This is a genomic window from Amycolatopsis camponoti (assembly GCF_902497555.1).
Lineage (GTDB): Bacteria > Actinomycetota > Actinomycetes > Mycobacteriales > Pseudonocardiaceae > Amycolatopsis > Amycolatopsis camponoti.
Genome location: NZ_CABVGP010000003.1, coordinates 1 through 24,123, shown reverse-complemented (window position 1 = coordinate 24,123; position 24,123 = coordinate 1). Strand labels below are relative to the sequence as shown.

The 24,123-nt window shown below is 71.8% G+C and carries 31 protein-coding genes; 19 read left to right on the top strand and 12 right to left on the bottom strand.

What is annotated here, in order from left to right:
* Positions 1-45: 45 nt before the first annotated feature.
* A complete protein-coding gene (locus tag AA23TX_RS36460) occupies positions 46-1,377 on the bottom strand; it encodes a sensor histidine kinase (RefSeq protein WP_155547558.1) in 1,332 nt (443 codons plus the stop codon).
* A gap of 63 nt (positions 1,378-1,440) precedes the next feature.
* On the opposite strand from AA23TX_RS36460, the gene AA23TX_RS36455 reads away from it, so the two are divergent.
* The gene (locus AA23TX_RS36455; RefSeq protein ID WP_155547557.1) at positions 1,441-2,277 is read left to right on the top strand and encodes a maleylpyruvate isomerase family mycothiol-dependent enzyme; all 837 of its coding nucleotides are present in this window, start codon (positions 1,441-1,443) and stop codon (positions 2,275-2,277) included.
* Here the strand turns inward: AA23TX_RS36455 and AA23TX_RS36450 are convergent.
* Together AA23TX_RS36450 and AA23TX_RS36445 are read right to left on the bottom strand one after the other, a co-directional pair.
* The gene (locus AA23TX_RS36450; protein ID WP_230862982.1) at positions 2,274-2,846 is read right to left on the bottom strand and encodes a dihydrofolate reductase family protein; all 573 of its coding nucleotides are present in this window, start codon (positions 2,844-2,846) and stop codon (positions 2,274-2,276) included. The two genes, AA23TX_RS36455 and AA23TX_RS36450, sit on opposite strands and share 4 nt — an antisense overlap.
* Positions 2,843-3,817: a small ribosomal subunit Rsm22 family protein gene (locus AA23TX_RS36445; protein WP_155547556.1), complete on the bottom strand. Its 975-nt coding sequence runs from the start codon at positions 3,815-3,817 to the stop codon at positions 2,843-2,845. Before AA23TX_RS36445 ends, AA23TX_RS36450 begins: the two co-directional genes overlap by 4 nt.
* 145 nt (positions 3,818-3,962) lie before the next feature.
* On the opposite strand from AA23TX_RS36445, the gene AA23TX_RS36440 reads away from it, so the two are divergent.
* From AA23TX_RS36440 to AA23TX_RS36425, 4 genes are read left to right on the top strand one after another with little or no spacing between them, the layout of a single operon-like run.
* Positions 3,963-4,388: a YciI family protein gene (locus tag AA23TX_RS36440; protein WP_155547555.1), complete on the top strand. Its 426-nt coding sequence runs from the start codon at positions 3,963-3,965 to the stop codon at positions 4,386-4,388.
* On the top strand, positions 4,388-4,738 hold the full coding sequence (locus tag AA23TX_RS36435) for a YciI family protein (RefSeq protein ID WP_155547554.1): 351 nt from the start codon (positions 4,388-4,390) through the stop codon (positions 4,736-4,738). Before AA23TX_RS36440 ends, AA23TX_RS36435 begins: the two co-directional genes overlap by 1 nt.
* Before the next feature lie 39 nt (positions 4,739-4,777).
* Complete coding sequence (locus AA23TX_RS36430; RefSeq protein ID WP_155547553.1) at positions 4,778-6,043, top strand: RNA polymerase sigma factor; 1,266 nt, start codon at positions 4,778-4,780, stop codon at positions 6,041-6,043.
* A 4-nt stretch (positions 6,044-6,047) separates the two neighbouring features.
* Entirely contained in the window at positions 6,048-6,848 is an 801-nt protein-coding gene (locus AA23TX_RS36425) for a hypothetical protein (protein ID WP_155547552.1), read from the top strand.
* On the opposite strand, the gene AA23TX_RS36420 is transcribed toward AA23TX_RS36425, so the two are convergent.
* Genes AA23TX_RS36420 through AA23TX_RS36410 form a run of 3 tightly spaced genes read right to left on the bottom strand, consistent with a single transcriptional unit; the run spans position 6,822 to position 9,850 of the window.
* On the bottom strand, positions 6,822-7,376 hold the full coding sequence (locus AA23TX_RS36420) for an HD domain-containing protein (RefSeq protein ID WP_155547551.1): 555 nt from the start codon (positions 7,374-7,376) through the stop codon (positions 6,822-6,824). The two genes, AA23TX_RS36425 and AA23TX_RS36420, sit on opposite strands and share 27 nt — an antisense overlap.
* A 9-nt stretch (positions 7,377-7,385) precedes the next feature.
* Positions 7,386-9,071 carry an L-lactate permease gene (locus AA23TX_RS36415; protein ID WP_155547550.1) on the bottom strand — a complete coding sequence of 562 codons (1,686 nt, stop codon included), beginning with the start codon at positions 9,069-9,071 and terminating at the stop codon, positions 7,386-7,388.
* Positions 9,068-9,850 carry an IclR family transcriptional regulator gene (locus tag AA23TX_RS36410; protein WP_155547549.1) on the bottom strand — a complete coding sequence of 261 codons (783 nt, stop codon included), beginning with the start codon at positions 9,848-9,850 and terminating at the stop codon, positions 9,068-9,070. Before AA23TX_RS36410 ends, AA23TX_RS36415 begins: the two co-directional genes overlap by 4 nt.
* Before the next feature lie 458 nt (positions 9,851-10,308).
* Here AA23TX_RS36410 and AA23TX_RS36405 point away from each other — a divergent pair, with 458 nt between their 5' ends.
* The 12 genes from AA23TX_RS36405 (at position 10,309) to AA23TX_RS36350 (ending at position 17,770) form a co-directional block, all read left to right on the top strand.
* Positions 10,309-11,538: a Mur ligase family protein gene (locus AA23TX_RS36405; protein WP_196425735.1), complete on the top strand. Its 1,230-nt coding sequence runs from the start codon at positions 10,309-10,311 to the stop codon at positions 11,536-11,538.
* Positions 11,531-12,244: a type 1 glutamine amidotransferase gene (locus AA23TX_RS36400; protein WP_155547548.1), complete on the top strand. Its 714-nt coding sequence runs from the start codon at positions 11,531-11,533 to the stop codon at positions 12,242-12,244. Before AA23TX_RS36405 ends, AA23TX_RS36400 begins: the two co-directional genes overlap by 8 nt.
* 29 nt (positions 12,245-12,273) lie before the next feature.
* A complete protein-coding gene (locus tag AA23TX_RS36395) occupies positions 12,274-13,662 on the top strand; it encodes a sensor histidine kinase (protein ID WP_230862981.1) in 1,389 nt (462 codons plus the stop codon).
* On the top strand, positions 13,662-14,342 hold the full coding sequence (locus AA23TX_RS36390) for a response regulator transcription factor (protein ID WP_155547547.1): 681 nt from the start codon (positions 13,662-13,664) through the stop codon (positions 14,340-14,342). The genes AA23TX_RS36395 and AA23TX_RS36390 overlap by 1 nt, the downstream gene beginning before the upstream one ends.
* A gap of 183 nt (positions 14,343-14,525) precedes the next feature.
* Positions 14,526-14,855 carry a gas vesicle protein GvpO gene (locus AA23TX_RS36385; protein ID WP_155547546.1) on the top strand — a complete coding sequence of 110 codons (330 nt, stop codon included), beginning with the start codon at positions 14,526-14,528 and terminating at the stop codon, positions 14,853-14,855.
* A gap of 8 nt (positions 14,856-14,863) precedes the next feature.
* Positions 14,864-15,181: a gas vesicle protein gene (locus AA23TX_RS36380; RefSeq protein WP_230862980.1), complete on the top strand. Its 318-nt coding sequence runs from the start codon at positions 14,864-14,866 to the stop codon at positions 15,179-15,181.
* On the top strand, positions 15,178-15,909 hold the full coding sequence (locus AA23TX_RS36375) for a GvpL/GvpF family gas vesicle protein (protein ID WP_155547545.1): 732 nt from the start codon (positions 15,178-15,180) through the stop codon (positions 15,907-15,909). The genes AA23TX_RS36380 and AA23TX_RS36375 overlap by 4 nt, the downstream gene beginning before the upstream one ends.
* Entirely contained in the window at positions 15,902-16,081 is a 180-nt protein-coding gene (gvpJ, locus tag AA23TX_RS36370) for a gas vesicle protein GvpJ (RefSeq protein WP_155547544.1), read from the top strand. The genes AA23TX_RS36375 and gvpJ (AA23TX_RS36370) overlap by 8 nt, the downstream gene beginning before the upstream one ends.
* On the top strand, positions 16,078-16,293 hold the full coding sequence (gvpK, locus tag AA23TX_RS36365; RefSeq protein WP_155547543.1) for a gas vesicle protein GvpK: 216 nt from the start codon (positions 16,078-16,080) through the stop codon (positions 16,291-16,293). The genes gvpJ (AA23TX_RS36370) and gvpK overlap by 4 nt, the downstream gene beginning before the upstream one ends.
* Positions 16,294-16,611: a gas vesicle protein GvpJ gene (gene gvpJ, locus AA23TX_RS36360; RefSeq protein ID WP_155547542.1), complete on the top strand. Its 318-nt coding sequence runs from the start codon at positions 16,294-16,296 to the stop codon at positions 16,609-16,611. It abuts the gene before it with no gap.
* Positions 16,608-17,168 (top strand): GvpL/GvpF family gas vesicle protein, encoded by a 561-nt coding sequence (locus AA23TX_RS36355; protein WP_155547541.1) that lies wholly within the window; start codon positions 16,608-16,610, stop codon positions 17,166-17,168. The genes gvpJ (AA23TX_RS36360) and AA23TX_RS36355 overlap by 4 nt, the downstream gene beginning before the upstream one ends.
* Before the next feature lie 74 nt (positions 17,169-17,242).
* On the top strand, positions 17,243-17,770 hold the full coding sequence (locus AA23TX_RS36350) for an NHL repeat-containing protein (protein ID WP_155547540.1): 528 nt from the start codon (positions 17,243-17,245) through the stop codon (positions 17,768-17,770).
* On the opposite strand, the gene AA23TX_RS36345 is transcribed toward AA23TX_RS36350, so the two are convergent.
* From AA23TX_RS36345 to AA23TX_RS36330, 4 genes are read right to left on the bottom strand one after another with little or no spacing between them, the layout of a single operon-like run.
* On the bottom strand, positions 17,767-18,504 hold the full coding sequence (locus AA23TX_RS36345) for a dienelactone hydrolase family protein (protein ID WP_196425734.1): 738 nt from the start codon (positions 18,502-18,504) through the stop codon (positions 17,767-17,769). The genes AA23TX_RS36350 and AA23TX_RS36345 overlap by 4 nt on opposite strands.
* 36 nt (positions 18,505-18,540) lie before the next feature.
* On the bottom strand, positions 18,541-18,942 hold the full coding sequence (locus AA23TX_RS36340) for a CoA-binding protein (RefSeq protein WP_155547539.1): 402 nt from the start codon (positions 18,940-18,942) through the stop codon (positions 18,541-18,543).
* Between the two features lie 23 nt (positions 18,943-18,965).
* On the bottom strand, positions 18,966-19,538 hold the full coding sequence (locus AA23TX_RS36335) for a hypothetical protein (RefSeq protein ID WP_155547538.1): 573 nt from the start codon (positions 19,536-19,538) through the stop codon (positions 18,966-18,968).
* Positions 19,539-19,594: 56 nt separating this feature from the next.
* Positions 19,595-20,098 (bottom strand): VOC family protein, encoded by a 504-nt coding sequence (locus AA23TX_RS36330; protein WP_196425733.1) that lies wholly within the window; start codon positions 20,096-20,098, stop codon positions 19,595-19,597.
* Between the two features lie 139 nt (positions 20,099-20,237).
* Here AA23TX_RS36330 and AA23TX_RS36325 point away from each other — a divergent pair, with 139 nt between their 5' ends.
* Positions 20,238-21,038 (top strand): 2-keto-4-pentenoate hydratase, encoded by an 801-nt coding sequence (locus AA23TX_RS36325; RefSeq protein WP_155547536.1) that lies wholly within the window; start codon positions 20,238-20,240, stop codon positions 21,036-21,038.
* Entirely contained in the window at positions 21,035-21,790 is a 756-nt protein-coding gene (locus tag AA23TX_RS36320) for a 2-keto-4-pentenoate hydratase (RefSeq protein WP_230862979.1), read from the top strand. Before AA23TX_RS36325 ends, AA23TX_RS36320 begins: the two co-directional genes overlap by 4 nt.
* A gap of 56 nt (positions 21,791-21,846) precedes the next feature.
* On the opposite strand, the gene AA23TX_RS36315 is transcribed toward AA23TX_RS36320, so the two are convergent.
* Together AA23TX_RS36315 and AA23TX_RS36310 are read right to left on the bottom strand one after the other, a co-directional pair.
* Positions 21,847-22,731: an alpha/beta fold hydrolase gene (locus AA23TX_RS36315; protein WP_155547535.1), complete on the bottom strand. Its 885-nt coding sequence runs from the start codon at positions 22,729-22,731 to the stop codon at positions 21,847-21,849.
* On the bottom strand, positions 22,731-24,123 hold a 1,393-nt coding region (locus AA23TX_RS36310), incomplete at its 5' end, for a WS/DGAT/MGAT family O-acyltransferase (RefSeq protein ID WP_155547534.1). The genes AA23TX_RS36315 and AA23TX_RS36310, both read right to left, overlap by 1 nt.

Sequence of the window (24,123 nt, the reverse complement as noted above, 5' to 3'; positions counted from 1 at the left end):
CTTGAGACCATGCTGAACCGGAGCTTAAGCGAGCTGAAGACGTCTTCAGGCAAGCGGAAGGCGCAGCTCTAGACGCGCACCGGGCTCGCTGTTGGCGACGCGGAGGGTGCCGCCGTGCGTGCGCGCGATCTCCGCGGCGATCGCCAGGCCCAGCCCGGAACCGCCGTCGTCTTCGCGGGCGCGGTCCTCGTCGAGCCGCACGAACCGGTCGAAGACGCGCTCGCGCTGCTCGGCCGGAATGCCGGGCCCGTCGTCTTCGACCGTCAGCACGCTCTCGCCGCCGGACGCGGTGAGCGTGATCGTCACGCGGCTCTTCGCGTGGCGCTGGGCGTTGTCGACGAGGTTGCGCAGCACGCGCTCCAGGCGTCCGGCGTGGCCGCGCACCACCGGAGACGCTTCGAGCTGCACCTCGACGCCGTCGTGCGGGACCCGCGCGGCGACGTGCGCGGCCACCAGGTCCGCCAGCGCGACCGGCTCGGTCCCGGCCGGCTGGTCCGCGTCCAGCTTGCTGAGCAGCAGCAGGTCCGCGGCCAGCGTCTCCATCCGCGTCACGTCGAGCACGGCGTTTTCGCAGCTGCGGCGCCAGTCGAGCCGGTCGGGGTGGGCGAGCTGCACCTCGAGCTGGGTGCGCAGCGACGCCAGCGGCGTGCGCAGCTCGTGCGACGCGTCCGCGGTGAACTGGCTCTGCCGCCGCACCGACCGGTCGAGCCGGGCCAGCATCTCGTTCATCGTCACGGCGAGCTCGGTGATCTCGTCGCCGGAGTCCGGCACCGGCACCCGGCGGCCGAGGTCGCCCGCGCGCACACCGTCGACCTCGGCGCGGAGGCCGCCCACCGCGCGCAGCGACCGCCGCACGGCGAACCAGGCGACGCCGCCGACGAGCAGTGCGGCCGCGGGCACGCCGCCCCAGAGGATCCGCTGCGCGGTGGTCACGGTTTCGAGCCCGATGGGGTCGATCGGCACCGACGCCCGGACGAAGTGCTTCTGGTCGAGGGTCCCGGACTGCGACACGACGGTGTTGCCGCCGCCGAAAGGCCGGCTCAGCACGCAGTCCGGTCCGTAGACGATGGCCTTCCCGGCGGTCGTGCCGGTGGTGCCGGGGTCGTTCGGGCAGCCGGTGTCGCCCGACTTGTCGCGGCTGATCCAGTAGCCGGTGTAGTCGAGCTGCTTGGCGATGTCGACGGGCTTGACCCCGGCGTCGAGCAGCGAGCCGACCGCTCGGGCCTTCTCGCTGGCGAGCTGGCTCGCGGAGCTTTCCAGGCCGCCGCGCAGCGCCTGCACGAACCAGTACGACCCGAGGCCGAGGACGAGTGCCGAAGCGAGCGCGGCGAAGAGGGCGACCCGCCACCGGGTCGACCGGGGCAGGAGCCGGATCATGAGCAGAAGATAACCGCACCTGGGGAGACCCGGGACGCCGTCCGGCCTCCTACCGTCGAATCCGTGACGCTCGAGAAGTGGCAGGCGGTGCGCGCCGCGCTGCCGGAGACCGGTGCCCGGTTCGCGGACCTGGTGGCCGGCGTGGGGAACGGGCACGTGACGTCGCTCGGGGAGTGGACGATCGCCGAAACGGCGTCGCACGTCGGGATGATCGCGCTGATGTACACGTCGATGATCCGCGGCGACGGCGGTCCGCTGCCGCTGCCGGGTCTCGAAGAGCCGATCGACACGGCCAGCGTGGACACGATCTCGCGGATGAACGCGCTCGCGCTCGAGCTGTACCCGGAACGCGACCCCGCCCGGCTGGCCGAGCGCCTCCGCGCGGACATCGCCGAGGTGCTGCTCGTCAGCGCGGACCTGGACCCGGAGAAACCGGTGTGGTGGCTGGGCGGCTCGCGCGTGCCGGTGGCCGGCCTGCTCGCGCACCTGGTCAACGAGATGCTGCTGCACGGCCTCGACATCGCCCGCGCGATCCGGCGGCCGTGGCCGATCCCGGCGGCGCACGAGGCGTTGTTCCTGGAGCTGTTCCTGTTCGGCATGGTGCGCAACGACATGGGCCGCCTCCTCGACGACGCGACGCCGTCCCCGCGCCGGATCGCGGTCGAGTTCCGGTCGGCGCACACGAAACCCGCAGTGCTGGCGCTCCGGCACGGCGAATTGCGCTTCGAGGAACCGGACGGCGGCGCCGACGTGCGGCTGACGTTCGACCCGGCGGTCCTGGTGCCGATGATGTTCGGCCGGATCTCCAAGGCGCGAGCCGTACTGGGTGGCGGCGTCCGGATCGGCGGGCCGCGGCCGTGGCTGCTGCCCGCGTTCCTGAAGACCGTGCGGATGCCCTAGTTCAAGACGCGGTAGGTCAGGTGCGTCGCGTTCGGCGTCTCCTCGACGGCGGTGCGCTCGAGCTTCACGTGCGCGCCGGTCTCGGCGTCGAACAGGCGGACCCCGGCGCCGAACAGCAGCGGGACGACGTGCAGGCGCAGCTCGTCGACCAGCCCCGCCAGCAGGTACTGACGCAGGGTCGTGCCGCCGCCCATCAGCAGGACGTTCTCCTCGCCCGCCGCCGCTTTCGCCTGCCGCAGCGCGCTTTCCGGGCCGTCGGTGACGAACGTGAACGTTGTCGGCCCCTTCACCACGGGCTCGTGCGGGCGGTTGGTGACGACGAAGACGGGCTTCTTGAAGGTGCCGTCGTCGCCCCAGGGATCGACGCCGACGTCGAACATCGTGCGGCCGACGACGAACGCGCCCGTGCCGTCGAAGAGCCGCTTGCCGATGCCGGCCTCGGCGTCCGTTCCCTCGAACAGCCACTGGTGCAGGAGATCGCCGTCCTTGCCGAGGGGGTGCTCGGTGCTGGTGTCCGGCCCGGCGACGATCCCGTCCGCCGACACGCTGATCTCCGCGATCACCTTCACCAGCCGTCGCCCCATTCCGCGTCGCGGGCCGCGCGGTACCGCGGGCCCTGCTTCTTCGAGACTGCCACGCCGGGCTTGAGCCCGTCCGACGAAGTGCACAGATCGAGCGCGACCCAGCCCTTGTGCTTCTTCGGGTGGCGGATGATCCGCGCGTCCGGCCGCTCCGGCGCCGACCGCGACGCGACGACGTAGGCGAACTTCTCGTCCTCGAACCCGAGCGTGCCCGCCTTGAGCCGCCGGTGCAGCCCCGACCGCGGCAGCCGCGCGGAGAAGTGGCACCAGTCCGCGCCGGGCACGATCGGGCAGACGTCGTCGTGCGGGCACGGCGCGACGACGTGCAGGCCCAGCTCGACCAGCTGCGCGCGGGCGGCGCGGATCCGCTCGTAGCCCGCGGGGGTGCCCGGCTCGATCAGCGCGACCGCGCCGGCCTTCCCCGCCAGCCAGCGCACGACGTCGGCGCGGCTGGCGTCCGGCAGCTCGCCGAGGACGTAGGACAGCGTCACGAGGTCGGCTTCCGGCGACGGCGCGGCCGGGTCGACGAGCCCGCGCCGCCACTCGGCGTCCCGGACCGCCGCGTTCCTCGCTCCCGCGGCGAGCCGCTTGCCGAGCCCGATGGCCCCGGCGACCTGCTCGACGACCGTGCATTTCACGAGCGACGGCCAGACGCCGGCGGCCGCCCAGACCGCGGCGCCGGTGCCGCCACCGACGTCGACCTGCGTCCGCGGCTCGAAGCCGGGCGCGCGCGAAGCGGCCTCGGCGAGCACAGCGTGGACGGCGGCGTAGGTGGCCGGCATCCGGTAGCCGGCGTACGCGGCGACGTCGGCTTCGGAGCTGAGGATGGGTGAGGTCGCCGCGTCACCCTGGCGGTAGCGCGTGCTGAGCCGGTCGACGGACTGCGTCAGCCGCGGCACGGGGTGCCGGGCCAGCTCGTCGTCGAGCGCGGAGGAGAGGTCGTCGGGGAGTACCGCCACGACCGGAGATTCTCCCCTGTCCGAATTGCCCCGCCGAAGCGGCCCTGAGCTGCTAGTTTTCCGTCGCGAAAGTTTTTTGGCGGAAGCTGTCGATCCGGGACGCGGCCGTTCGACGCGTAGGCAGACCGAGCGAGAGGAGACCGCGATGCGGTTCATGGTGATCGTCAAGACGAACGAGGCCACCGACGGCAAGGCCCCGAGCGCCGAGCTGCTGGCCGAGATGGGGAAGTTCAACGAGGAGATGGTCAAGGCCGGCATCCTGCTGGCCGGCGAGGGCCTCGCGCCGAGCTCGGAAGGCGCCCGGGTCGTCTTCGACGGCAAGGAGACCCCGAAGGTCGTCGACGGCCCGTTCACCGAGTCGAAGGAGCTCGTCGGCGGGTTCTGGATCCTGCAGGTCCGCGACCGCGAGGAAGCGATCGAGTGGATCAAGCGGATGCCGAACCCCGACGGCGAGCCCGGCGAGGTCGAGATCCGGCGCGTCGCGGAGGCGTCCGACTTCGAGAACATGACGCCCGAGGTCGAGGAGCTGGAGGGACGTCTGCGCGCGCAGAGCGCCGCCCGGGAGGCCTGATGCGGTTCCTGGTGATGGTGAAGGCCAGTCCCGAGTCCGAGGCGGCCGGGTACCAGCCCGGCGCCGCGGAGCTGGCCGAGATGTCGAAGTTCAACGAGCGCCTGCTGAACGAGGGCCGGATCGTGCTCGCCGAGGGCCTCACGTCGAGCGCGGAAGGCGTGCGCGTCGTCTTCGACGGCGATGTCGAGCCGAAGGTCATCGACGGGCCGTTCGCGGAGACGAAGGAGCTGGTCGCCGGGTTCTGGGTGCTGAACGGCGAATCGCTCGAGGACGTCGTCGAGCTGATGCGGCAGGCACCGAATCCGGAGGAGCGGGGTGGCGTGATCGAGATCCGCACGATCAGCGAATAGCGGGTTGCACCGCGCCGGATCACCCTGTCTGATGGCCGGGTGACGGTTGCGGACACCCGGAGCACGGTGGAGACGGTTTGGCGGATCGAGTCGCCGCGGCTCATCGCGGGTCTGGCCCGCATGGCCCGCGGTGACGTCGGTCTGGCCGAGGAGCTGGCGCAGGACGCGCTCGTCGCGGCGCTGGAGCAGTGGCCGGAGTCCGGCGTGCCCCGCAATCCCGGCGCGTGGCTGATGACCATCGCCAAGCGCCGCGCGGTCGACCAGTTCCGCCGCAACGAGCGGTACGCGGAGAAGCTCGAAGAGGTCGGGCGCGACCAGCAGCTCGGCGAGGGCGTCCTGCCCGACTTCGACGCGGCGCTCGACGACCACATCGAAGACGACCTGCTGCGCCTGCTGTTCGTCGCCTGCCACCCGGTGCTGAACACACAGGCCCGCGTCGCGCTGACACTGCGCATGCTCGGCGGGCTGACCACCGACGAGATCGCGCGCGCCTTCCTGGTCCGCGAATCGACGATCGCGCAGCGGATCGTGCGGGCGAAGAAGGCCCTCGCCGAAGCGAAGGTGCCGTTCGAGGTACCGGAGGGCGACGAGCGCGTCGCCCGGCTGTCGTCGGTGCTCGAGGTCATCTACCTGGTCTTCAACGAGGGTTACTCGGCCACCCGCGGCGACGACTGGATGCGGCCGGCGCTGTGCGAGGAGGCGATGCGCCTCGGCCGCGTCCTGGCCGGGCTGATCCCGGGCGAGTCCGAAGTCCACGGTCTGGTCGCGCTGATGGAGCTGCAGTCGTCGCGCTCGAAGGCCCGCACCGGCCCGAACGGCGAGCCGGTGCTCCTGCTGGAGCAGGACCGAGCCCGCTGGGACCGCCTCCTGATCCAGCACGGCCTGGCGGCCCTGACCCTGTCGGAGCAGATCGCCGACGGCGCGTACGGCCCGTATTCCGCGCAGGCGGCGATCGCGGCGTGCCACGCCAGAGCCCGGACGGCGGACGAGACGGACTGGTCGCGGATCGCGGCGTTGTACGAGGGTCTGGGCAAGCTCCAGCCGTCCCCGGTGATCGAGCTGAACCGCGGAGTGGCGGTGGCGATGGCGTACGGCCCGGAGGCGGGCCTGGGGATCGTGGACGGGGTAGCCGACGAGCCGGCGTTGAAGGACTACCACCTGCTCCCCAGCGTCCGCGGCGATCTGCTGGAGAAGCTGGGCCGGCTGGCAGAGGCGGAGAAGGAGTTCAGGCGGGCGGCGGAGATGACGGAGAACGCCCGCGAGCGCGCGTTGCTCCTGGACCGCGCGACGGCGGTGGGTCGCTGACTCCGTGCTGGCCTCGCTGTTGCCCGGCTTCCGGGACGTCCGCAGTGCACTGGTCGCGGGCTACATGTGGTTCTGCGCCGGCTGGCTGCTGATCGGCCACTACCACCCGCCGTCGGCGGGATTGCTGGGGAAACCGGCACTGGAGCTGCTGGAGCTGTTCGGCACCGGCGGCCGGCTCGCCGCGATCAGCGTGCTGTGCCTGCTGATCGGCGAGGTGACGGGCACCCTGGTGCAGTCGGTGTTCTTCCAGCTGAGCGTCGCCTACCTGCGGCGGCTCACCCCCGAACGCCTCGATCCGCGGCCGCGCGGGCCGCTCACGGTGTTCCGCCCGCTCAGTTCGCGGGCCCTTTCGCGCGTGCGTGACCGGATGCGCCGGGAGCACCGGCGCCACCAGGACAGCACGACGTCCGATGCGACGCCGCGCGGCGAGGATCAGCACGAGGTCGACCGGCGCACCCTCGACGCGGTGCGGGAGGTGCTGTACATGTCACCGCGGCTGATCGTCGCGAAGCCCGAGCTGTACGCCGAATTCAGCCGCATCAAGGGGGAAAGCGAGTTCCGCGACGCCATCCTGCTGCCGTTGCCGGTCCTCGCGGTGGCGGTGTGCGCCGACCTGTCCGCGCCCGGGTGGGTCAAGGCGCTGCTCCTGGCGGGGACCGTGATCGCCGACGGCTACCTGTTCGCGCAGGCTCGCCAGCGGTTCCGCCAGGCGCACAGCCTGATCTCGCACAGCATCGCCGACGGGACGATCAGGTCGGCGGCGATCGCCGACTGGGAGTCATCGATCGCGCCAGGAGAGCGGTGACAAGGTCAGTGCCGCTTCGGCGATCTTCCGCGCCGTTTCCGTCGTGAGGCCCTTCTGTGCCGACTCGATCCACTCGTCGACGGGCCGCACCCCGATGTCCCGGTACTCGAGCGCCTGCAACAGCATCTCCAGCTTGTCCGCGTCCTTGGCGCACAACGCTTCCGCCGACTCGCGGGTCTCGTACTCGTCCACGGCCTCCCGCACCAGCGAGCGCGAACTGTCCGGCAGGGACGCCGTCTGGTCGGCCGTGATCTGCCGCGGCGACGGCTTCCGCAGGTAGTCGACGGCCGTCAGCGGAAGATCACCCGTCCGGGTTTCCTGCGTGTCGTGCCACAGCGCCAGGAACGCCGCTCGCTCCGCCGACGCCCCTTCCTCCGCCGCGATCAGCGCCGCCAGCTGGGCCGCCCGCAGGCTGTGCTCGCCGACCGACTCCGGGTCGCGGACCCCCGCGTGCCACCAGCCCGACCGCCGGACGCGCTTCAGGAGTCCCAGCTCGTACCCGAACGACGCCAGACCATCAGAGCTCATCCGCCCAGCCTAGGGCGTCGGGATCATCGCCGTGAGGATCGTCGCCTGCAGCAGGGAGATCACGCCGACCACCGCGGTCAGCAGCAGCGACCACAGGAACGTCTGGCGCAGCAGCGATCCCTCCTTGCCGCTCTGCCCGATCGCCGTCGCGCCGATCGACAGGTTCTGCGGCGAGATCATCTTGCCCATCACGCCGCCCGAGGTGTTCGTCGCGCCCGCGAGGATCGGGTTCAGGTTCAGCTGCTGGGCCGAGATCACCTGCATCGGGCCGAACAGGCTGTTCGTCGACGCGTCCGAGCCGGTCAGGAACACGCCCAGCCAGCCGATGTACGCCGAGAACAGCGGGAAGACCGCGCCCGTCGTCGCCAGGGCCAGGCCCAGCGTCTGCGTCGCGCCCGAGTAGTTCATGACGAACGCGATCGCCAGGATCATGAAGATCGTCGCGAGCGCCCAGCGCATCTGGACCAGCGTCTGCCGGTACGTCTTGACCAGCAGTCCGGCCCGTCCGCCCATCGCGAAGCCGGCGATGACCGCGGCGATCAGGGCCACCGTGCCGGGTGAGTACAGGAAGTCGACCGTGAACGTCGCCGCGTACGGCGCGTTCTTCGCGGTGATCGGTGGGTGCTGGACGACGTGGTTGTGCAGCCCCGGCCAGGCGAAGATCCAGTCCGCCTTGTGCAGCAGCTTCGTCAAGTCGAGCCAAGCGGGCAGGTTCTTGAAGATCGTGCCGATCCGCGACAGGAAGATCGCCAGGATCAGGATGACGTAGGGCATCCACGCGTAGAGCGCGCCGCGTTCGGACTGCGCCGCACCCAGGCTCTTGACAGCGCTTTCTTCGCCCTCGAAACGCCACACCGACGCCGGCTGCCAGAACCGCGTCAGGATCCACAGCGCGGCCATCGCGGTGAGCGCGGCGAGGACGTCGACCAGGCTGGCGCTGATGTAGTTGGACGCGACGAACTGCATGGCCGCGAACGCGAGCCCGGCGGTCAGCACCGCCGGCCACACCTCGAGCATGCGCTTCCAGCCGGCCAGGACCACGATCAGGAACGCCGGGATGATCAGCGCCAGCACCGGCACCTGGCGGCCCACCGCCGCCGAGAACAGCTCGGTCGCCTGGTCCGGCTTGAGGTGCATGATCGGCGCGGTCAGCCGGCCGAGCACGATCAGCGGGTTGCCGAGGCCGCCGAACGCGACCGGCGCGGTGTTCGCCAGCAGCGCCAGCACGACGGCCTTCACCGGCGGGAACCCGAGCGCGGCCATCATCGCCGCGGTGATCGCGATCGGCGACCCGCCGCCGGCGACGCCTTCGAGGAGCGCGCCGAAGCCGAACGCGATGAGCAGTGCCTGCAGCCGCCGGTCCTCGCTGAACCCCGCGAGCACGCGCTTGATCGCGTCGAACCGGCCGGTGGCGACCGTGACGTTGTGGAAGTACACGGCGTGGAAAGCGATCCAGGCCACCGACCACACGCCGAAGAGCACGCCCATCGCCGCGGAGTCGAACGCCAGCGCGGCCGGCATCCGGTACAGCAGCAGGGCGACGCCGAGCGCGGTGACCAGCGCGAGCGCGGCCGAGAGGTGCGCGGAGAAGCGGATCACGCCGAGCGCGACCAGCAGCACGATGATCGGGAGCGCGGCGAGCAGCGCGGAGACCCACAGCCCGCCCGCCGGCTGGTAGTCCTGGATCCAGGTCATCCCCGCTGCCCCCGAACGTATCCGAGCCGCAGCGAAAGGGCGGCGGCGGTTCCGGCCACGGAGGCACCGAGCTCGTCGAGGCGGCGCAGCACGCGCGGCGCCGGCCCGGCGATGCTGATGGCGGCGATCGGCCGGCCGGAGTGGTCGCGCACGGCGGCGGCGACGCACCCGACGTCCGGCTCGTTCTCGACTTCGTCGATCGCCCAGCCGCGCCGGCTGGTGCGCGCGAGGTCGTCGAGCAGCCGGAGCGGGTCGTTGATCGTCTTGAGCGTCAGGGAATCGAGCTTCATCCGCCGGACGCGCTCGGCCCGGTCGGCTTCGGGCAGCGCGGCGAGCCAGGCTTTCCCGAGCGACGTGGCGTGCTGCGGCCGCCGGGTGCCGAGGCGGCAGGCGAGGGTGACGGCGCTGGCACTGCGTTCGGTGGCGACGTAGACCATGGTGTCGTTGTCGGGCACGGCGAGGTAGGTGGTCTCCCCGGACCGTTCGGCGAGCGACGCGAGATACCGCGGCGCACACCGGTGCAGATCGGTGGCGGCCATGGCCCGCGCGCCGAGCTCCACGAGCCGGGTCCCCAGCCGGACGCGGCCGGTGACCTGGTCGGCTTCGAGGTATTCGAGACTCTTCAGGGTGCCGACGATGCGGTAGGCGGCACTGCGGGAAAGCCCCAGTTGCCGCGCGATCGCATTGGTGGAAATCTCCTGGTGCCGACCCACGTGCTCGAGCACCGCGAGTCCGCGTTCGAGAGTTCCGCTGTTCTCCAGTGCGCGCTCCGGTCCCACGATGCCCTCCGTTGGACGTTCCCGGTTTCCGTTCAGCGGTACGCATTTCCGCTGGGTGGGGTTGGACGGTAACACCTCCGATGTATGTGGGGAAGATCTTGAAACGTCTCAGCAGAATGCGGTTACTTGCACGGGCTAATTGGTACAACCTCCGATGGTTAAGTTTCCTACCTATGGCGGTTGTGGAGGCGTTGAAGGCCTCGTTCGACAAGTTCGACCGAGGGTGGTTCATATTCGTGAATGGGCCGTGAAGGGAGTAGAGGGTTGTCAACAGGCCAGCCGTGATGTGGATGGGCCGGGTTGCGGAGAAGTTTTCGGGGCTTTTCTGTCGGAGGAGGGCGATACGCTGGAGCGGGGACGCCCCCCAAGGGAAGGGCGGGGGCTGTGCTCGCGGCCCGCCGGTGGCCCGGGTCACGGACTCAGCAAACTCACAGCGCCCACCGAGCACCATCCAGCCGATGACCGCCCGAAATCCCTTCCGTACCCGCGCGTCCGTGGCCGCCGGGCGGGTCAGTGCCTGGCTCTCCCGGCACGCCGGCCTCGGCCAAGGCGGGGTCATCGGCGGCCGCGTCACGCTCGCCCTCGATCCCACAGCACTGAAGACCCTCGGCCGGGAACGCACCGTCGTCCTCGTCACCGGCACCAACGGCAAGACCACCACGGCCCTGATGATCACCCGGGCACTCGAAGCGCTCGCCGAGGTCGCCGCCAACAGCGACGGGGCCAACATGCCCGACGGCATCCTCGCCGCCCTGGCCGCGCGCCCCGACGCTCCCTATGCCGTCCTCGAAGTCGACGAGACCTACCTGCCCTGGGTTGCCGAACAGCTGCGCCCCGCCGTTCTCGTCCTGCTCAACCTCAGCCGGGACCAGCTCGACCGCGTCGGCGAGGTGCGGTCGACCGAACGCGATCTGCGCGCCGCGATCGCCTGCCATCCTGAAACCACGATTGTCGCCAATTGCGACGACGTTCTCGTCGCCTCCGCCGCGACCGCGGCCGCCAAGCCGCTCTGGGTCGGCACCGGCCGCCGGTGGACCGGGGACTCGACCTCCTGCCCGCGCTGCGACGGCCTGATCGTCCACGAAAAAGACCACTGGAGCTGCGCCTGCGGCCTGGCCCGCCCCGAACCCGCCTGGACCCTCGACGGCGACCTCGTCCGCACGCCCGGGGGGCATCAAGTCGACCTGGACCTGCGCCTGCCCGGGGACGCGAACCGGGCCAACGCCGCCTTCGCGCTCGCCGCCGCGCACCGGCTGGGCGTGCCGCCGCACACCGCCGCCGCGCGGCTGCGGACCATCACCGACATCGGCGGCCGCTACCGGACCATCCGGCGGTCGCGGCACTCCGTGCGGCTGATGCTGGCCAAGAACCCGGCCGGCTGGGTCGAAACGCTGCGCGTGCTCGACGAAGACACCCCGGTCGTCGTCGCCGTCAACGCCCAGGAAGCCGACGGCCGCGACCTGTCCTGGCTCTGGGACGTGCACTTCGAACGGCTGCGCGGCCGCCAGGTCGTCGTCACCGGCGAGCGCGGCGCCGACCTCGCCGTCCGGCTCTGCTACGCCGAGGTCGCGCACTGGGCCGAGCCCGACCCGGTCGCCGCCATCGACGCGCTGCCGCCCGGCGGGGTCGAGCTCGTCGCCAACTACACCGCGTTCCGCGACCTCGTGGGCAGGCTGCCCGGTGCGTGACTCGATCGTCCACATCGGACTCCTGTTGCCCGAGGTGCTCGGCACCTACGGCGACACCGGCAACGCGCAGGTCCTCTGCCAGCGGCTGCGCTGGCGCGGGCTCGACGCCGAGGTCGTGCCGGTCGGGCTCGGCGAGCCGGTACCGTCCACTTTGGACCTCTACCTGCTCGGCGGCGGCGAGGACGGCGCGCAGGCGCTGGCCGCGGCCCACCTGCGGAAGTACCGGCGATCCCTGACACCCGAATCGGTGGTCTTCGGCGTCTGCGCCGGCCTGCAGGTGCTCGGCACCCGCTTCCGCGGCCTCGACGGCGTCGACCACGACGGTCTCGGCCTGCTCGACGTCGCCACCGAGCCCGGCGAGCGCCGCGCGGTGTCCGAGCTCGTCGCCACGGCGACCGAACTCCTGGACAAAGCCCCGCTCACGGGGTTCGAAAACCATCTCGGCCTCAGCAAGCTCGGCGCCGGCAGCGAGCCGCTCGGCCAGGTCGTGCGCGGCGCCGGCAACGGCGACGGCACCGAAGGCGCGGTGACCGGCCACGTCGTCGGCACCTACCTGCACGGCCCGGCGCTCGCCCGCAACCCCGCGCTGGCGGACCTGCTGCTGACCTGGACGGCCGGGTACCCGCTGCCGCCGCTCGAGCTGCCCGAGGTCGACCGCCTGCGCGTGGAACGGCTCACCGCCACGCGCCGGCGGCGGACGTCGTGACCGCGGCGTTCCGTGGTTACGCTGAGTTGGTGAAACTGGGCAGCGTGATCGCCGCGACCGGCGTGCGGATGCGGACCACCGCGGTGGCCGTCTTCGCGCTCGCGCTGGCCATCGCGGCCGCGCTCGCCGTGGTCGTGGTGCTGCTCGAAGAGTCGCTCGACCGCAGCGTCACCGAGAGTGCCCGCAGCACCGGCCGCCAGGTCGCCATCCAGCTGGTCCGCGAGGGCGCACGTGACCTCAGCGCCTCCGACGTCGCCAGCACCGGCGACACCGAGGCCGTCACCCAGGTGCTGAACGCCCGCGGCGTGCCGATCGCGAGTGACCCGGCGATCGTCGGGCACCCGCCGCTGACCACCGCCCGCCCGCCCGTCGGGCAGGAAGCCATCGAGACGCTCCCGCTCGGGCTCAACGGCGACAGCGACGACTACCGCGTCGTCTCGCAGCAGGTCAACGGGCCGGGTGGGCCGTACACGGTGGTCTCGGCGCGCTCGCTGGAGCCGGTGACCGAGGCGTCGACCCGGCTGACGCTGCTGCTCGGGCTGATCGCGATCCCGCTGCTGGCGATCGCCGGGCTCGCGGTCTACCGCGCGGTCGGCTCGGCGCTGCGGCCGGTCGAGCGGATGCGCCGGACCGTCGCCGAGATCTCGACGCGCGACCTCGCCGCCCGCGTCCCGCTGCCGCCGGGTGGCGACGAGGTGCACCGCCTCGCCGTGACACTCAACGGGATGCTCGGCCGGCTCGCGTCGGCGCAGGCCGCGCAACGCCGGTTCGTCGCCGACGCGAGTCATGAGCTGCGCTCGCCGCTGTCCACGATCAGCACCGCGCTCGACGTCTCCGGGCGGCACCCGGAGAGCGCGCAAGACCTGGTGCCGGTGATCGCCAGGGAGACCGCGCGGCTGCGCGAGCTCGTCGACGACCTGCTCATGCTCGCCCGCACCGACGACACGACCGACCGGCCGTCGCGCACCGAGGTCGACCTCGACGACATCGTGCGCGCCGAGGCCGAGCGGGTCCGCGGCGAGTGCGCGCTGGACGTCGAGGTCCGCGCCGGGCCCGCGAAGGTGCGCGGCAGCGAGGCCCAGCTGCGGCGGGCGGTGCGGAACCTGGTCGACAACGCCCGCGGGCACGCGCGCTCGCGCATCCGCGTCGCCAGCTCGGTGCGCGGCGATCTCGCTGTCGTCGAGGTGAGCGACGACGGGCCGGGCGTCGGGGAGGCCGACCGCGACCGGATCTTCGAGCGGTTCGTCCGGCTCGACGCGTCACGGCAGCGCGGGCACGGCGGCACCGGGCTGGGCCTGCCGATCGTCGCGGGTATCGCGGCACGCCACGGCGGCCGGGCGCGCTACAGCGCGTCGGACGAGCAGGGCGCGCGGTTCGTGCTCGAGCTGCCGGTGCTCGAACTGCCGGAGGAGGAGTAGTGCGCCTGCTGATCGTGGAGGACGAGCGCGAGTTCGCGGAGACGCTGCGGCGCGGGTTGGTCGCCGAGGGGTTCACCGTCGACGTCGCGCACACCGGCCGGGAAGGGCTCTGGCGGGCGACCGAGCAGGAGTACGACGTCGTCGTGCTCGACATCATGCTCCCCGAGCTGTCCGGCTACGAGGTGCTCAAACGCCTGCGGGCGGCCGAGAACTGGACGCCGGTGCTGATGCTCACCGCGAAGGACGGCGAGTACGACGAAGCCGACGCGTTCGACCTCGGCGCCGACGACTACCTGTCGAAGCCGTTCTCCTTCGTCGTCCTGATCGCCCGGCTGCGCGCGCTGCTGCGCCGCGGCGCCCCGGCCCGCCCCGCCGTGCTGGAGGCGGGCGACCTGCGGCTCGACCCCTCCGCGCGGACAGTCCACAGAGGACAGCAGCGGATCGAGCTGACCGCGCGGGAGTTCGGGCTGCTGGAGTTCCTCCTGCGGCGGCCGGGGACCGCGCTGACGAAGAACGAGATCCTCGGCCACGTCTGGGACGCGCACTACGACGGCGACGAGAACGTCGTCGAGGTCTACATCGGCTACCTGCGGCGCAAGATCGACGTGCCGTTCGGCACTCGCACCATCGAGACGGTCCGGGGCGTCGGCTACCGGCTGGTAGACGTTACTCGATCGTGATATTCGGGGCGGAATCCGGGAATTGGTTCCGCTGGCCGTCCGGTGCTGGGCCGTTTGCCGCCGCCGGTTGCCGCAGATCGCCCAGCCGTTCCCGCGAACCGGTGAAAAATACCGTGTCCCAGGTCATCTGCGGATGGTTGTGCCCGTTGCTACGGTGGGCACCCACCCGAGACCAGGAAAGCGATGACGCAATCGCCGAAGCCGTTCCTTGCCCAAAACAACAATGTCTCCGAAAGCTCTGAGAAATCCGTTTCCCGGCTTCGCGCCGCCGATGCCATCCGGGAAGCGACGGCCCAGTTCGGCGTGGTCACGGGGCTGGCCCCGCACGCCGTGACCGGGCTCCGGACCCGCGCCGAAGGGGGCTGGTCCGTGCTGGTCGACGTCGTCGAGCTGGCCCGGATCCCGGACTCCACCAGCGTGATGGCCACCTACCGGGTGGACCTCGACGCCGACGGCGAGCTCACCGCGTGCGAACGGCTCCGGCGGTTCACGCGGGGTGCCACCGATTCCTGAAAGGAAGAGTGACACGATTGGCCGCTTCGTCCGATTCATTGGCGGACATTCTGGAACGCGTGCTCGACAAGGGTGTCGTGATAGCCGGTGACATCGGCGTCAGCGTGGTCGACGTCGAATTGCTGACGCTGCGGATCCGGCTCTTCATCGCCTCGGCCCAGACCGCCCGGGAAATGGGCATGGACTGGTGGACGAACGACCCGTTCTTCTCGCCGAACGCCGTGCGCGAAGAGCTGGCGGACAGTGCCGGTCAAAAGCTGGACTTGGCGGCGCGCGTCGCCGCACTGGAGGCCCGGGTTCCGGGCGGAAGGGACGCACAGCGGTGAGCACCCGCGAATGGCTCTGCGCGTACGCGATCACCCGCAACCGGGACGGGCTGGACCTCGGCCCGGCACCCCGGCTCGTCGGCTACCGCGATCTGGGCGTCGTCGTCTCGGAAGTGACGCCGGCGCGCTTCGACCGCCTGGACACGCTCGACCCGGTCGACGGCGCGCTCGCCGAGCTGGCCCGCGAACACGATGCCGTCGTCCGCGCGGTCTTCCGCCACGAACCCGTGCTGCCGCTGCGGTTCGGCACGGTCCTCGACGGCGAAGCTTCCGTGCGGCGGCTCCTGGAGGTCGCCTACGACCAGGCCCGCGACTGCCTCGACGAGGTCGAGGGCCACCGCGAGTGGGGGGTGCGCGTGCGGCACGTCGAGCCGGCCGCGACCACCCGCCCGGACCCCGCGGGGCTTTCGGGCACGCAGTACCTCGTGCGCCGCCGGGAGCGGCTGAAGGCGATCCAGCAGGCCCGCGAAGACGTCGTGGGCGTGGCCGGACGGCTCGAGGAGGCCTTGCGGCGGCACGCCGCCGACAGCATGGGGCGAGCCCGGCCGCACGGCGTGCTGGTCAACACCGCCTACCTCGTCGCCGAGGGCCGGGAGGCCGCGTTCCACGCCGAGTTCGAGTGGTTCGCCCGCGAGCTGCGGGAGGCCGGGGCGACGGTGGAGACCACCGGCCCGTGGCCGCCGTACTCGTTCACCGACGTGGAGCTGGGCGTGCTGGCCGATGGCTGACACCGAAGTCGTGGCCATCGGCACCGGTTCGGCCGCCGAGGCCGTCGCCGACCTGCTCGACCGCGTGGTGCACCGCGGCGCCGTCGTGACCGGCGACGTGATCATCTCGCTCGCCGGCATCGACCTGGTGCGGCTCGATCTCCGGCTGCTGCTGCTCGGGCTCGAAGAATGAGCGAACCCCTCCGCATCCCCGCCGACACCGGGCGCGGGCTCGGCCACCTCGTCGTCACCGTGCTCGACATCCTCCGCGAGGTGCTGGAACGGCAGGCGCTGCGCCGCATGGACTCGCTCACCCCCGCCCAGGTCGAAGACCTCGGCCAGGCCCTCATCGCGCTGGAACTGCGGTTCGCCGAGATCCGCGCGGCCCTCGACGAAAGGTCCTAAGTGACCAGACCGGGACAGACCGGCGGCGGCCTCGCCGACACGCTCGACATCCTGCTCGACAAGGGACTCGTCATCGACGCTTCGGTGCGGGTGTCGGTGATCGGGATCGAGCTGCTGGCCATCGAGGCGCGGATCGTGATCGCCAGCGTCGACACGTTCATCCGGTACCTCGAAGCGATGCAGCGGCTGCAGAACACGACCGTGCCCGGGCAGATCTCGCAGGGGCTCGGGCAGACGACCGGGCTGATCCCGCCCCCGCCGCCGACGCCCGCGGTGGCGGTGCCGGTGGACCCGGTGATGCCGGTCGAACAGCCGTGACACTGCAGCTCTACGGCGTCGTGCGCGCCGGGCACCCGCGGGCGCCGCGGACGGTGTGCTGGGACGACCTGGCGATGGTCGTCGGCGAGCCCGAGCCCGATCCGGCGGTGCACCTGGCGGTGGTTTCCGCGCTCGTCGAGGGCGGGCCGGTGCTGCCGGTCCGGTTCGGCACCGTCGCCGACGACGAGGAGGCCGTCCGGGACGAGGTGCTCGCGCCCGCGGCCGAGGAGTACCGCGCCGACCTCGACCGGCTCGACGGCCTGGCCGAGGTGCACGTCTGCCTGCGGTTCACCGAGCCCGGCTCGGCCTGGCGTTCGGCGCGTTCCGACGTGCTGCTGAGCGAGGTCGCCGAACGCGCCCGCGATTCGGTGGCGCTGCCGGCGGGCGAGTCGGCGGACGAGCGGTGGGCGTTCCTGGTCGGGATGGGCGACCTGCTCGTCGTGCGTGACGCGGTCAGCGGGCTGGCCCGCGGTGGCGGCGTCCAGGCGGACTGGGTCGGGCCGCTGCCCGCGTACAGCTTCCTGGAGCGGCGGACGTGCACGCGGTGGAGCTGGTGAGCGACGGCGGAACAGTCGCTGAACACTCTTTTCGGTACTGGCCGCCGTGGCTCGCGGTCGGCGATCCTGGCGTCGTGGCCACCAGTGAAGTCGCGGCGCTTCCCCGCGCTTTCGGCGGGCCCGGCTCGGGGCCGGGCCAGTTCCGCGCGCCGTCCGGGATCGCCGTCGACGTCCGTGGCCGCGTGTGGGTGGCGGACACCGGCAACGACCGCGTGCAGGCGTTCACCCACGACGGCGCGCTCGTGCGCGTGCTGGCCGGGCGGCTCAAGGCGCCGGAAGGGGTCGCGGTCGACGCCGCGGGCAACGTCTACGTCGCCGACACCGGCAACCGCCGCGTGGTGCAGTTTTCGTGGTGGGGCGGGTTCGTGCGCGAGTTCGGCGGCCTGGACCGGCCGCGCGGGCTGGCGCTGGACCACGCCGGCCGGTTGCTGGTCGATGACACCGGGCGCGTGGCCCGGTTCGACACGCGCACGGGAGCGGCGCTGTCCGACACGACCGAGCCGATCGGCTCACCGCGCGGCATGGTCGATGACGGCGTCGGCGGGGTTTGGGTGGCCGAGACCGGGAACCACCGCATCGTCCACTTCGGAGCGTCGGCCTAGGTGGATTCGGCCAGCAGCGCCAGCAGGCGATCCCAGTGCAGCCGCAGAGCGGCGGGGTCGAAGGCGTCGGTGTCGGACATCGTGAAGCCGTGGACGGTGCCGGGGTAGATCTCGGACGTGTGGTCGATACCCGCTGCGTCCAGGGTCCGGTTGAGCTCGCCGAGCGCCTCGGGCGTCAGGTCGGTTTCGGCGTGGCCGAAGTGAACCCGGGCGGTGAGCCGGTGCAGGTCGGGTCCGGCGGCCTGCACCGGGGCGTGGAACGCGGCGAGGGCGGCCACCTGGCCGGGGTGGGCCGCGGCGGTGCGTGTCGCGAGGAGGCCACCGATGCAGTAGCCGGTCACCGCGACCGGTCCGGCGCCGACCTCGGGCCGGGTGCGGAGGAACCGGAGAAAGGCGTCGGCGTCACACAGGACGCGTTCGGTGGTGTGCGCCTCGATCATGGGCATCAGCTCGGCGAAGATCGCCGGCCGGGCTTCTTCGCCGATGTGCTCGGGAAGGTCGAGCACCGGTGCCGGGCCGGTGCGGTAGAAGAAGTTGGGGACGAGCACGTAGTAGCCGTGGCCGGCCAGTTCTCGGGCCATGTCCCGCAGGACGGGACGGATGCCGAAGCCGTCCGGGTACATCAGCACCCCCGGGTGCCGTCCGTGGCCGGGGAAGGTGGCGAAGGCGTCGGCCACGCCGTCGAGGGTGGGGATCCGCAGTGGCGTCGTGAACAGGTTCGTCTCGGTGGTCATCGCCTCGGAGCATAGGCGCCGGGCGGGCGGCGCCGCCTAGTTTTTCGAGATCGCGTTCGTCGCGCGGACCACGGCGGTGCAGCGGTTCTCGACGTACTCCAGCCCGCCCTCTTCGGCGATGCGGCGCGCCTCGGCGGAGACGATGCCCTGCTGCAGCCACAGCGCCTTCGCGCCGATCTCGACGGCGTCGCGGGCGATGCCGGGTGCCTCGGGAGACGGCCGGAACACGTCGACCAGGTCGACCGGCTCCGGGATGTCCTTCAGCGACCGGTAGACCTTCTCGCCGAGCAGCTCGGTCGCGGTCGGGTGCACCGGGATGATCCGGAAGCCGTGCGCCTGCAGGACCGCCGGCACGCCGTGCGCGGCCTTGGCCGGGTCGCGGCTCAAGCCGACGACGGCGATCGTCTTCGCGCCTTCGAGGATTTCCTCTGCTTTCATACCGGGGGAACGCGCGGCGGGTGTCAAAGCTTCCAGAGCCGCAGGCCGCGGACGCGGTAGACGGGCCAGATCACATGCCACGGCTTGCGGCGGGCGAAGGTCGCGGCACACGTCAGGATGTTGCGGGCGGACGTCACCGCGACCTCGTGCTGGTCCGGCCAGACCGCACCCTTGGCGCCGACGGCGATGCGGAAGACCGTCAGCAGCCCGCGGCCCTGGAGGTCGTACTTCGCGCCGGTGTCACCGGAGTCCGGGGCCAGCTCGGCGATCTCGGCGCCGAACGCGCGGGCGGCCTGCGGTGCGACCTCGGCGGGCACGACACCGACACTGCGCGTGATCGCCTTGCCGTGAAGGCGCCGCGCGTACCGTAACAGCAGCGCGCGTTCCCACCACGGGAGCAGGCGGCGGTGCGCCAGCAGCGTGGCGCACTCGCCGTGCCCGATCGCGAAGATGCTCGTCAGCTCGTCGTAGGCGCCGTTCGTCATCGGCTCGTTGAGGTGCAGCCGGACCTCGAACCGCGTGCGCGCGGTGAGCTCGTCGAGCAGCTCGCGGTGATCGAGGCGCGCCTTCGCGCGAGAGAGCGTCCAATCGGACATGGGACCTCCAGGCGTCGCGCACAGGCTAAACGGCCCGCGCCGCCCGGAACACGGTTTCAGCCGATCTTCTCGCCGTACATCTCGCCCAGCGGGTCGGAGATCAGCTCGACGCGGGCACCGTCCGGATCGGACAGGTAGATGGAGGTCTCGCTCTCCAGCAGGTACTTCACGCCGGCTTCGTCGAGCTTGTCCTTGATCACGCTCCACCGTTCGGGCGTGACGGACAGGGCCAGGTGGTGCAGTCCACCGAGGACTTCCGCGTACGGGCCGAGGTCCAGACCGGGCAGGTCGAAGAAGGCGACCGCGTTGCCGTTGCCGACGTCGAAGAAGAAGTGGCTGGAGCCGGGGTAGTCGCGGTTCTCGATCAGCTCGGTGAGCGGGAAGCCCAGGATGTCCTGGTAGAACCCGATGGTCCGCTCGACGTCGCTGGAGATCAGCGCGGTGTGGTGGATGCCGCGCCCGTTCGTCGCCGGGCGATCGGCGGCGGGGTGCAGGTGGCGCTCGCGCAGCTCGTCGCGGATCTCGGCGAGCTTGGTGACCTCGGCCTGGGTCGGTGCCATGTCCCTCACGTCCCTTCCTGGTGGTGTCGTTCACGCTACGCTCCATTTATCTCGCGAGCAAGAGGTTGCCTAGCGAGAGTTCCGTTGAGTGGAACGTCGAGGCTTGTGTGCGGGGTGCGCTCACGGCAGAGTCCCCGGAGTGGACGACAGCTTGGTGCAGGAGGCCGCCGCCGTACTGGCGCGGGCCTACGCGACGCGCGAACCGATCGAGCCGCTGATCAAGACCTACCCGGAAGCGGGGGTCGAAGACGCGTACCGGATCCAGCAGGAGCAGGTGCGGCACTGGGTCGACGGCGGCGACGCCGTCCGCGGGCACAAGGTCGGGCTCGCGTCCGCCGCGATGCAGCGGCAGATGGGCGTCGACCAGCCCGACTACGGGCACCTGACCGGCAGCATGTTCCACCTGGAGCACCAGGCGATCCCGACGTCGGCGTTCCTGCAGCCGCGGATCGAGCCGGAGATCGCGTTCGTGCTCGGCTCGGCGCTGCGCGGCCCCGGCGTCACGGTCGCCGACGCGGTGCGCGCGGTCGACTTCGTCCTGCCGTCGCTGGAGATCGTCGACTCGCGGATCCAGGACTGGAAGATCTCGCTGTTCGACACGATCGCGGACAACGCGTCGTCCGGTGGTGTCGTGCTGGGCAGCAGCCCGACGGCGCTGGGTTCCGTGGACCTGCGGCTGGCCGGCTGCGTCCTCTACCAGAACGGTGCGGTGGCGGCGACGGGCGCGGGCGGCGCGGTGCTCGGCTCGCCGCTGAACTCGCTGGTGTGGCTGGCGAACACGGTCGGACCGCTGGGCGTCACCCTGGAGCCGGGGCACGTCGTGCTGCCGGGGTCGATGACCCGGGCGATCCCGGTGTCGCCGGGCGACACGGTCGTCGCGACCATGGCCGGCCTGGGCAGTGTCACCGCGGTCTTCGCTCCCGCTACGGAGGAATCGTGAACGTGCGCGAGGCGGCCGCTGCGCTGCTGGGAACGGTTTCGGAGCGTTCGCCGCTCTCGGAGGAGTGGCCCGGGTTGGACATCGACACGGCGTACGCGATCCAGGACGAGGCCCTGCGGCTGCGGCGGGCCCGCGGCGAGACGCTCGTCGGGCTGAAGCTGGGCCTGACGTCCCGGGCGAAGCAGCAGCGGATGGGCATCGATTCGCCGTTGCTGGCCTGGCTGACGGACGCGATGGTCCTGCCGGCGGGTGTTCCCGTGCCTTCGCTGATCCACCCTCGCGCCGAGCCGGAGCTGGTCTTCGTGCTGGGGCGCCGGCTGGCGGGTCCCGGCGTCACCGCGGCGACGGCGCTGGCCGCGGTCGACCGCGTGTACGGCGGCATCGAGATCATCGACAGCCGGTACACCGACTACCGCTTCACGCTCCCGGACGCGGTCGCGGACAACGGCTCGTCGGCGTACTTCAGCGTGGGCCCGGTCGGCCTGCCGCCCGCTTCGCTTGATCTTTCGCTGGAAGCGACGCTGCTGGAGGTCGACGGCCAGATCGTCGACACGGCGACCGGCGCGGCGGTCCAGGGTCACCCGGCGGAAGCCCTGGCCTTGGCGGCGAACGCCCTCGGCGCGCGCGGCCTGGCTTTGGAACCGGGCTGGCTGGTCCTGACCGGCGGCATGACGGACGCGGTTCCGGTCCGCCCCGGCTCCCGCATCGCGGCCCACTTCTCCCACCTGGGCTCGATCACCCTCGCCGGCTGAGCCGTGTCGTCCTCCCCATCACGCGTGATGCCCCTCCAATCACGCGTGATGCCCGCTCAATCACGCGTGTGCGCCACTTCCGCACGGTCGGCGATGCGCGTGATGCCCTTGACCACCCGCGGCCAGACCGCACGGGGCAGGTCGTGGCCCATGCCGGGGACGACGTCGAGGTCCGCGCCCGGGATCGCGCGGGCCGTCGCACGGCCGCCGGAGACGTGGACCAGCGGGTCACGGGCGCCGTGCACCACCAACGCCGGCACGCGCACCTTGCGCAGCCGGGGCCCGCGGTCGCGTTCGGCCATGATCGCCGCGAGCTGACGGACCGTCCCGCCCGGGTGGACGCCGCGGTCGAACGTGCGCTCGGCGCGGTCCCGCATGCGCGCTTCGTCGAACGGGTAGCCCGGCGAGCCGATCAGCCGGAACGTCCGCACGAGCAGCTCGACGTAGTCCGCGCGGTTGCGCGGCGGCGCGCTGAGCAGCATCGACATGGCCTTCGGGCTCGGCCGGCCGACGAGCCGGCCGCCGGTGCTGGACATGATCGACGTCAGCGACAGCACCCGCTCGGGGTGCCGGATGGCCAGGGTCTGCGCGATCATCCCGCCCATCGACGCGCCCGCGACGTGCGCGGCGGGAATGCCCAGGACGTCCAGCAGACCGGCGGCGTCGGCGGCCATGTCCGCGAGCGAGTACGGCGCGCGGTGCAGCAGGTACGCCTCCGCGAGGTTGGCCCTGCCCCGCATCCGGCTCGACCGCCCGGCGTCCCGGTTGTCGAACCGGATGACGTGGAACCCTTGCGCGGCAAGGGTTTCGCAGAACTCCTCGTCCCACCAGATCATCGGCGCGCCGAGTCCCATGACGAGCAGCAGTGGCCGGCCGCCCGCGTCGCCGAACGTCTCGTGGCACAGCTCGACGCCGTTGACCGCCGTGACCTGCTCCGCCATCAAGCCTCCCGGGTGTGCTCGGCGGCCAGCTTGGTGAGCTCGGCCAGCGCGTCGTGCAGGTGGTCGATCAGGTCCCAGACGTCCGGGATCAGCTCGCGGCAGGCGACGAGCCCGAAGTCCAGCTTGCCGTCGTAGGACATCACGGTGATGTTCAGCCCGCCACTCGCGTCGGTGATCGCCGACACCGGGTAGTTCGCGAGCAGCCGCGCGCCGGCCAGGTACAGCGGGCTCTGCGACCCGGGCACGTTCGACACGACGAGGTTCACGACCGGCGCGGTGGCCCCGAGGAACTTCATCGTGGCGCGGGCGGCGAGCCCGCCGAGCGCGGCCGGGAGCATGCCGCTGAAGTCGACCAGCCACGACGCCGGCAGCGGCTGGTACCGCTGCTTCGCGGCGACCATCGCCGTGGTGACCTCGGCCAGCCGCGCGGCGGGGTCGGCGAGGTGCGTCGGCAGCGGCGCGAGCATGACCGACACCTGGTTGCCGGCGTCCTTCGCCTGCTCGGGCGTGCGTACGGACAGGGGGACGAGCGTGACGAGCGGCTGGTCGGGCAGGGCGTCGTGGTCGACGAGCCACCGGCGCATCACGCTCGCGCACAACGCCATCACGACGTCGTTCACCGTGACGCCGAAGGTGTTCTTGACGTGCTTGACCTCGTCGAGGGGCAGCGAGCCGTACGCGAAGCGGCGGTGCGGGCTGATCGGGCCGTTGAACGGAGTGTCGGGCGCGACGAGCCGCGGCCGGTCGGCTTCGTGGCGCCCGGAGCCCTGGCGGGTGACGCGGTTGAGCACGCTGCCGGCCTTCGCGAGCAGCCCGACGCCGGGGTAGCGGCCGAGGCCGGGGACCTCGTCGAGGTGCTGCAGCAGTTTCGGCACCTGCAGCGCGGCTTTGACGGGGTGCAGCGCGAGGCGTTTCACGCCGTTGAAAGCGAGTTCCGCGCCGCTGGGAACGGGTTCTTTTTGCGGCGTCTTGGGCGGTTTTCGCGTGGGGGGCTCGGCGGTGGTGTCCATGAGGACGCCGATGAGCTCGGCCCCGGAGACGCCGTCGATGGCGCTGTGGTGGACCTTCGTGTAGACGGCTTTGGTCCCGCCGCGCAGGCCGTGGATCAGGTAGGCCTCCCAGAGCGGCCGCCGCCGGTCGAGCGGCCGCGCGGTGAGGCGGGAGATCTGCTCCGCGAGCTGGCGTTCGTCGCCCGGCGCGGGGAGGGCGATCTCGCGGACGTGGTACTCGAGGTCGAACTCGGGATCGTCGATCCAGTAGGGGTGGTCGAGCCCGAGCGGCACGGGCAGCAGCCGCCAGCGGAGCGGTTTCGCGAGGTGCAGCCGCGAACCGATGTGCTCGCGGAGGTCGTCGAGGGTGAGGGTCTGGTTCGGAGCGGTCGCGGGATCGAGG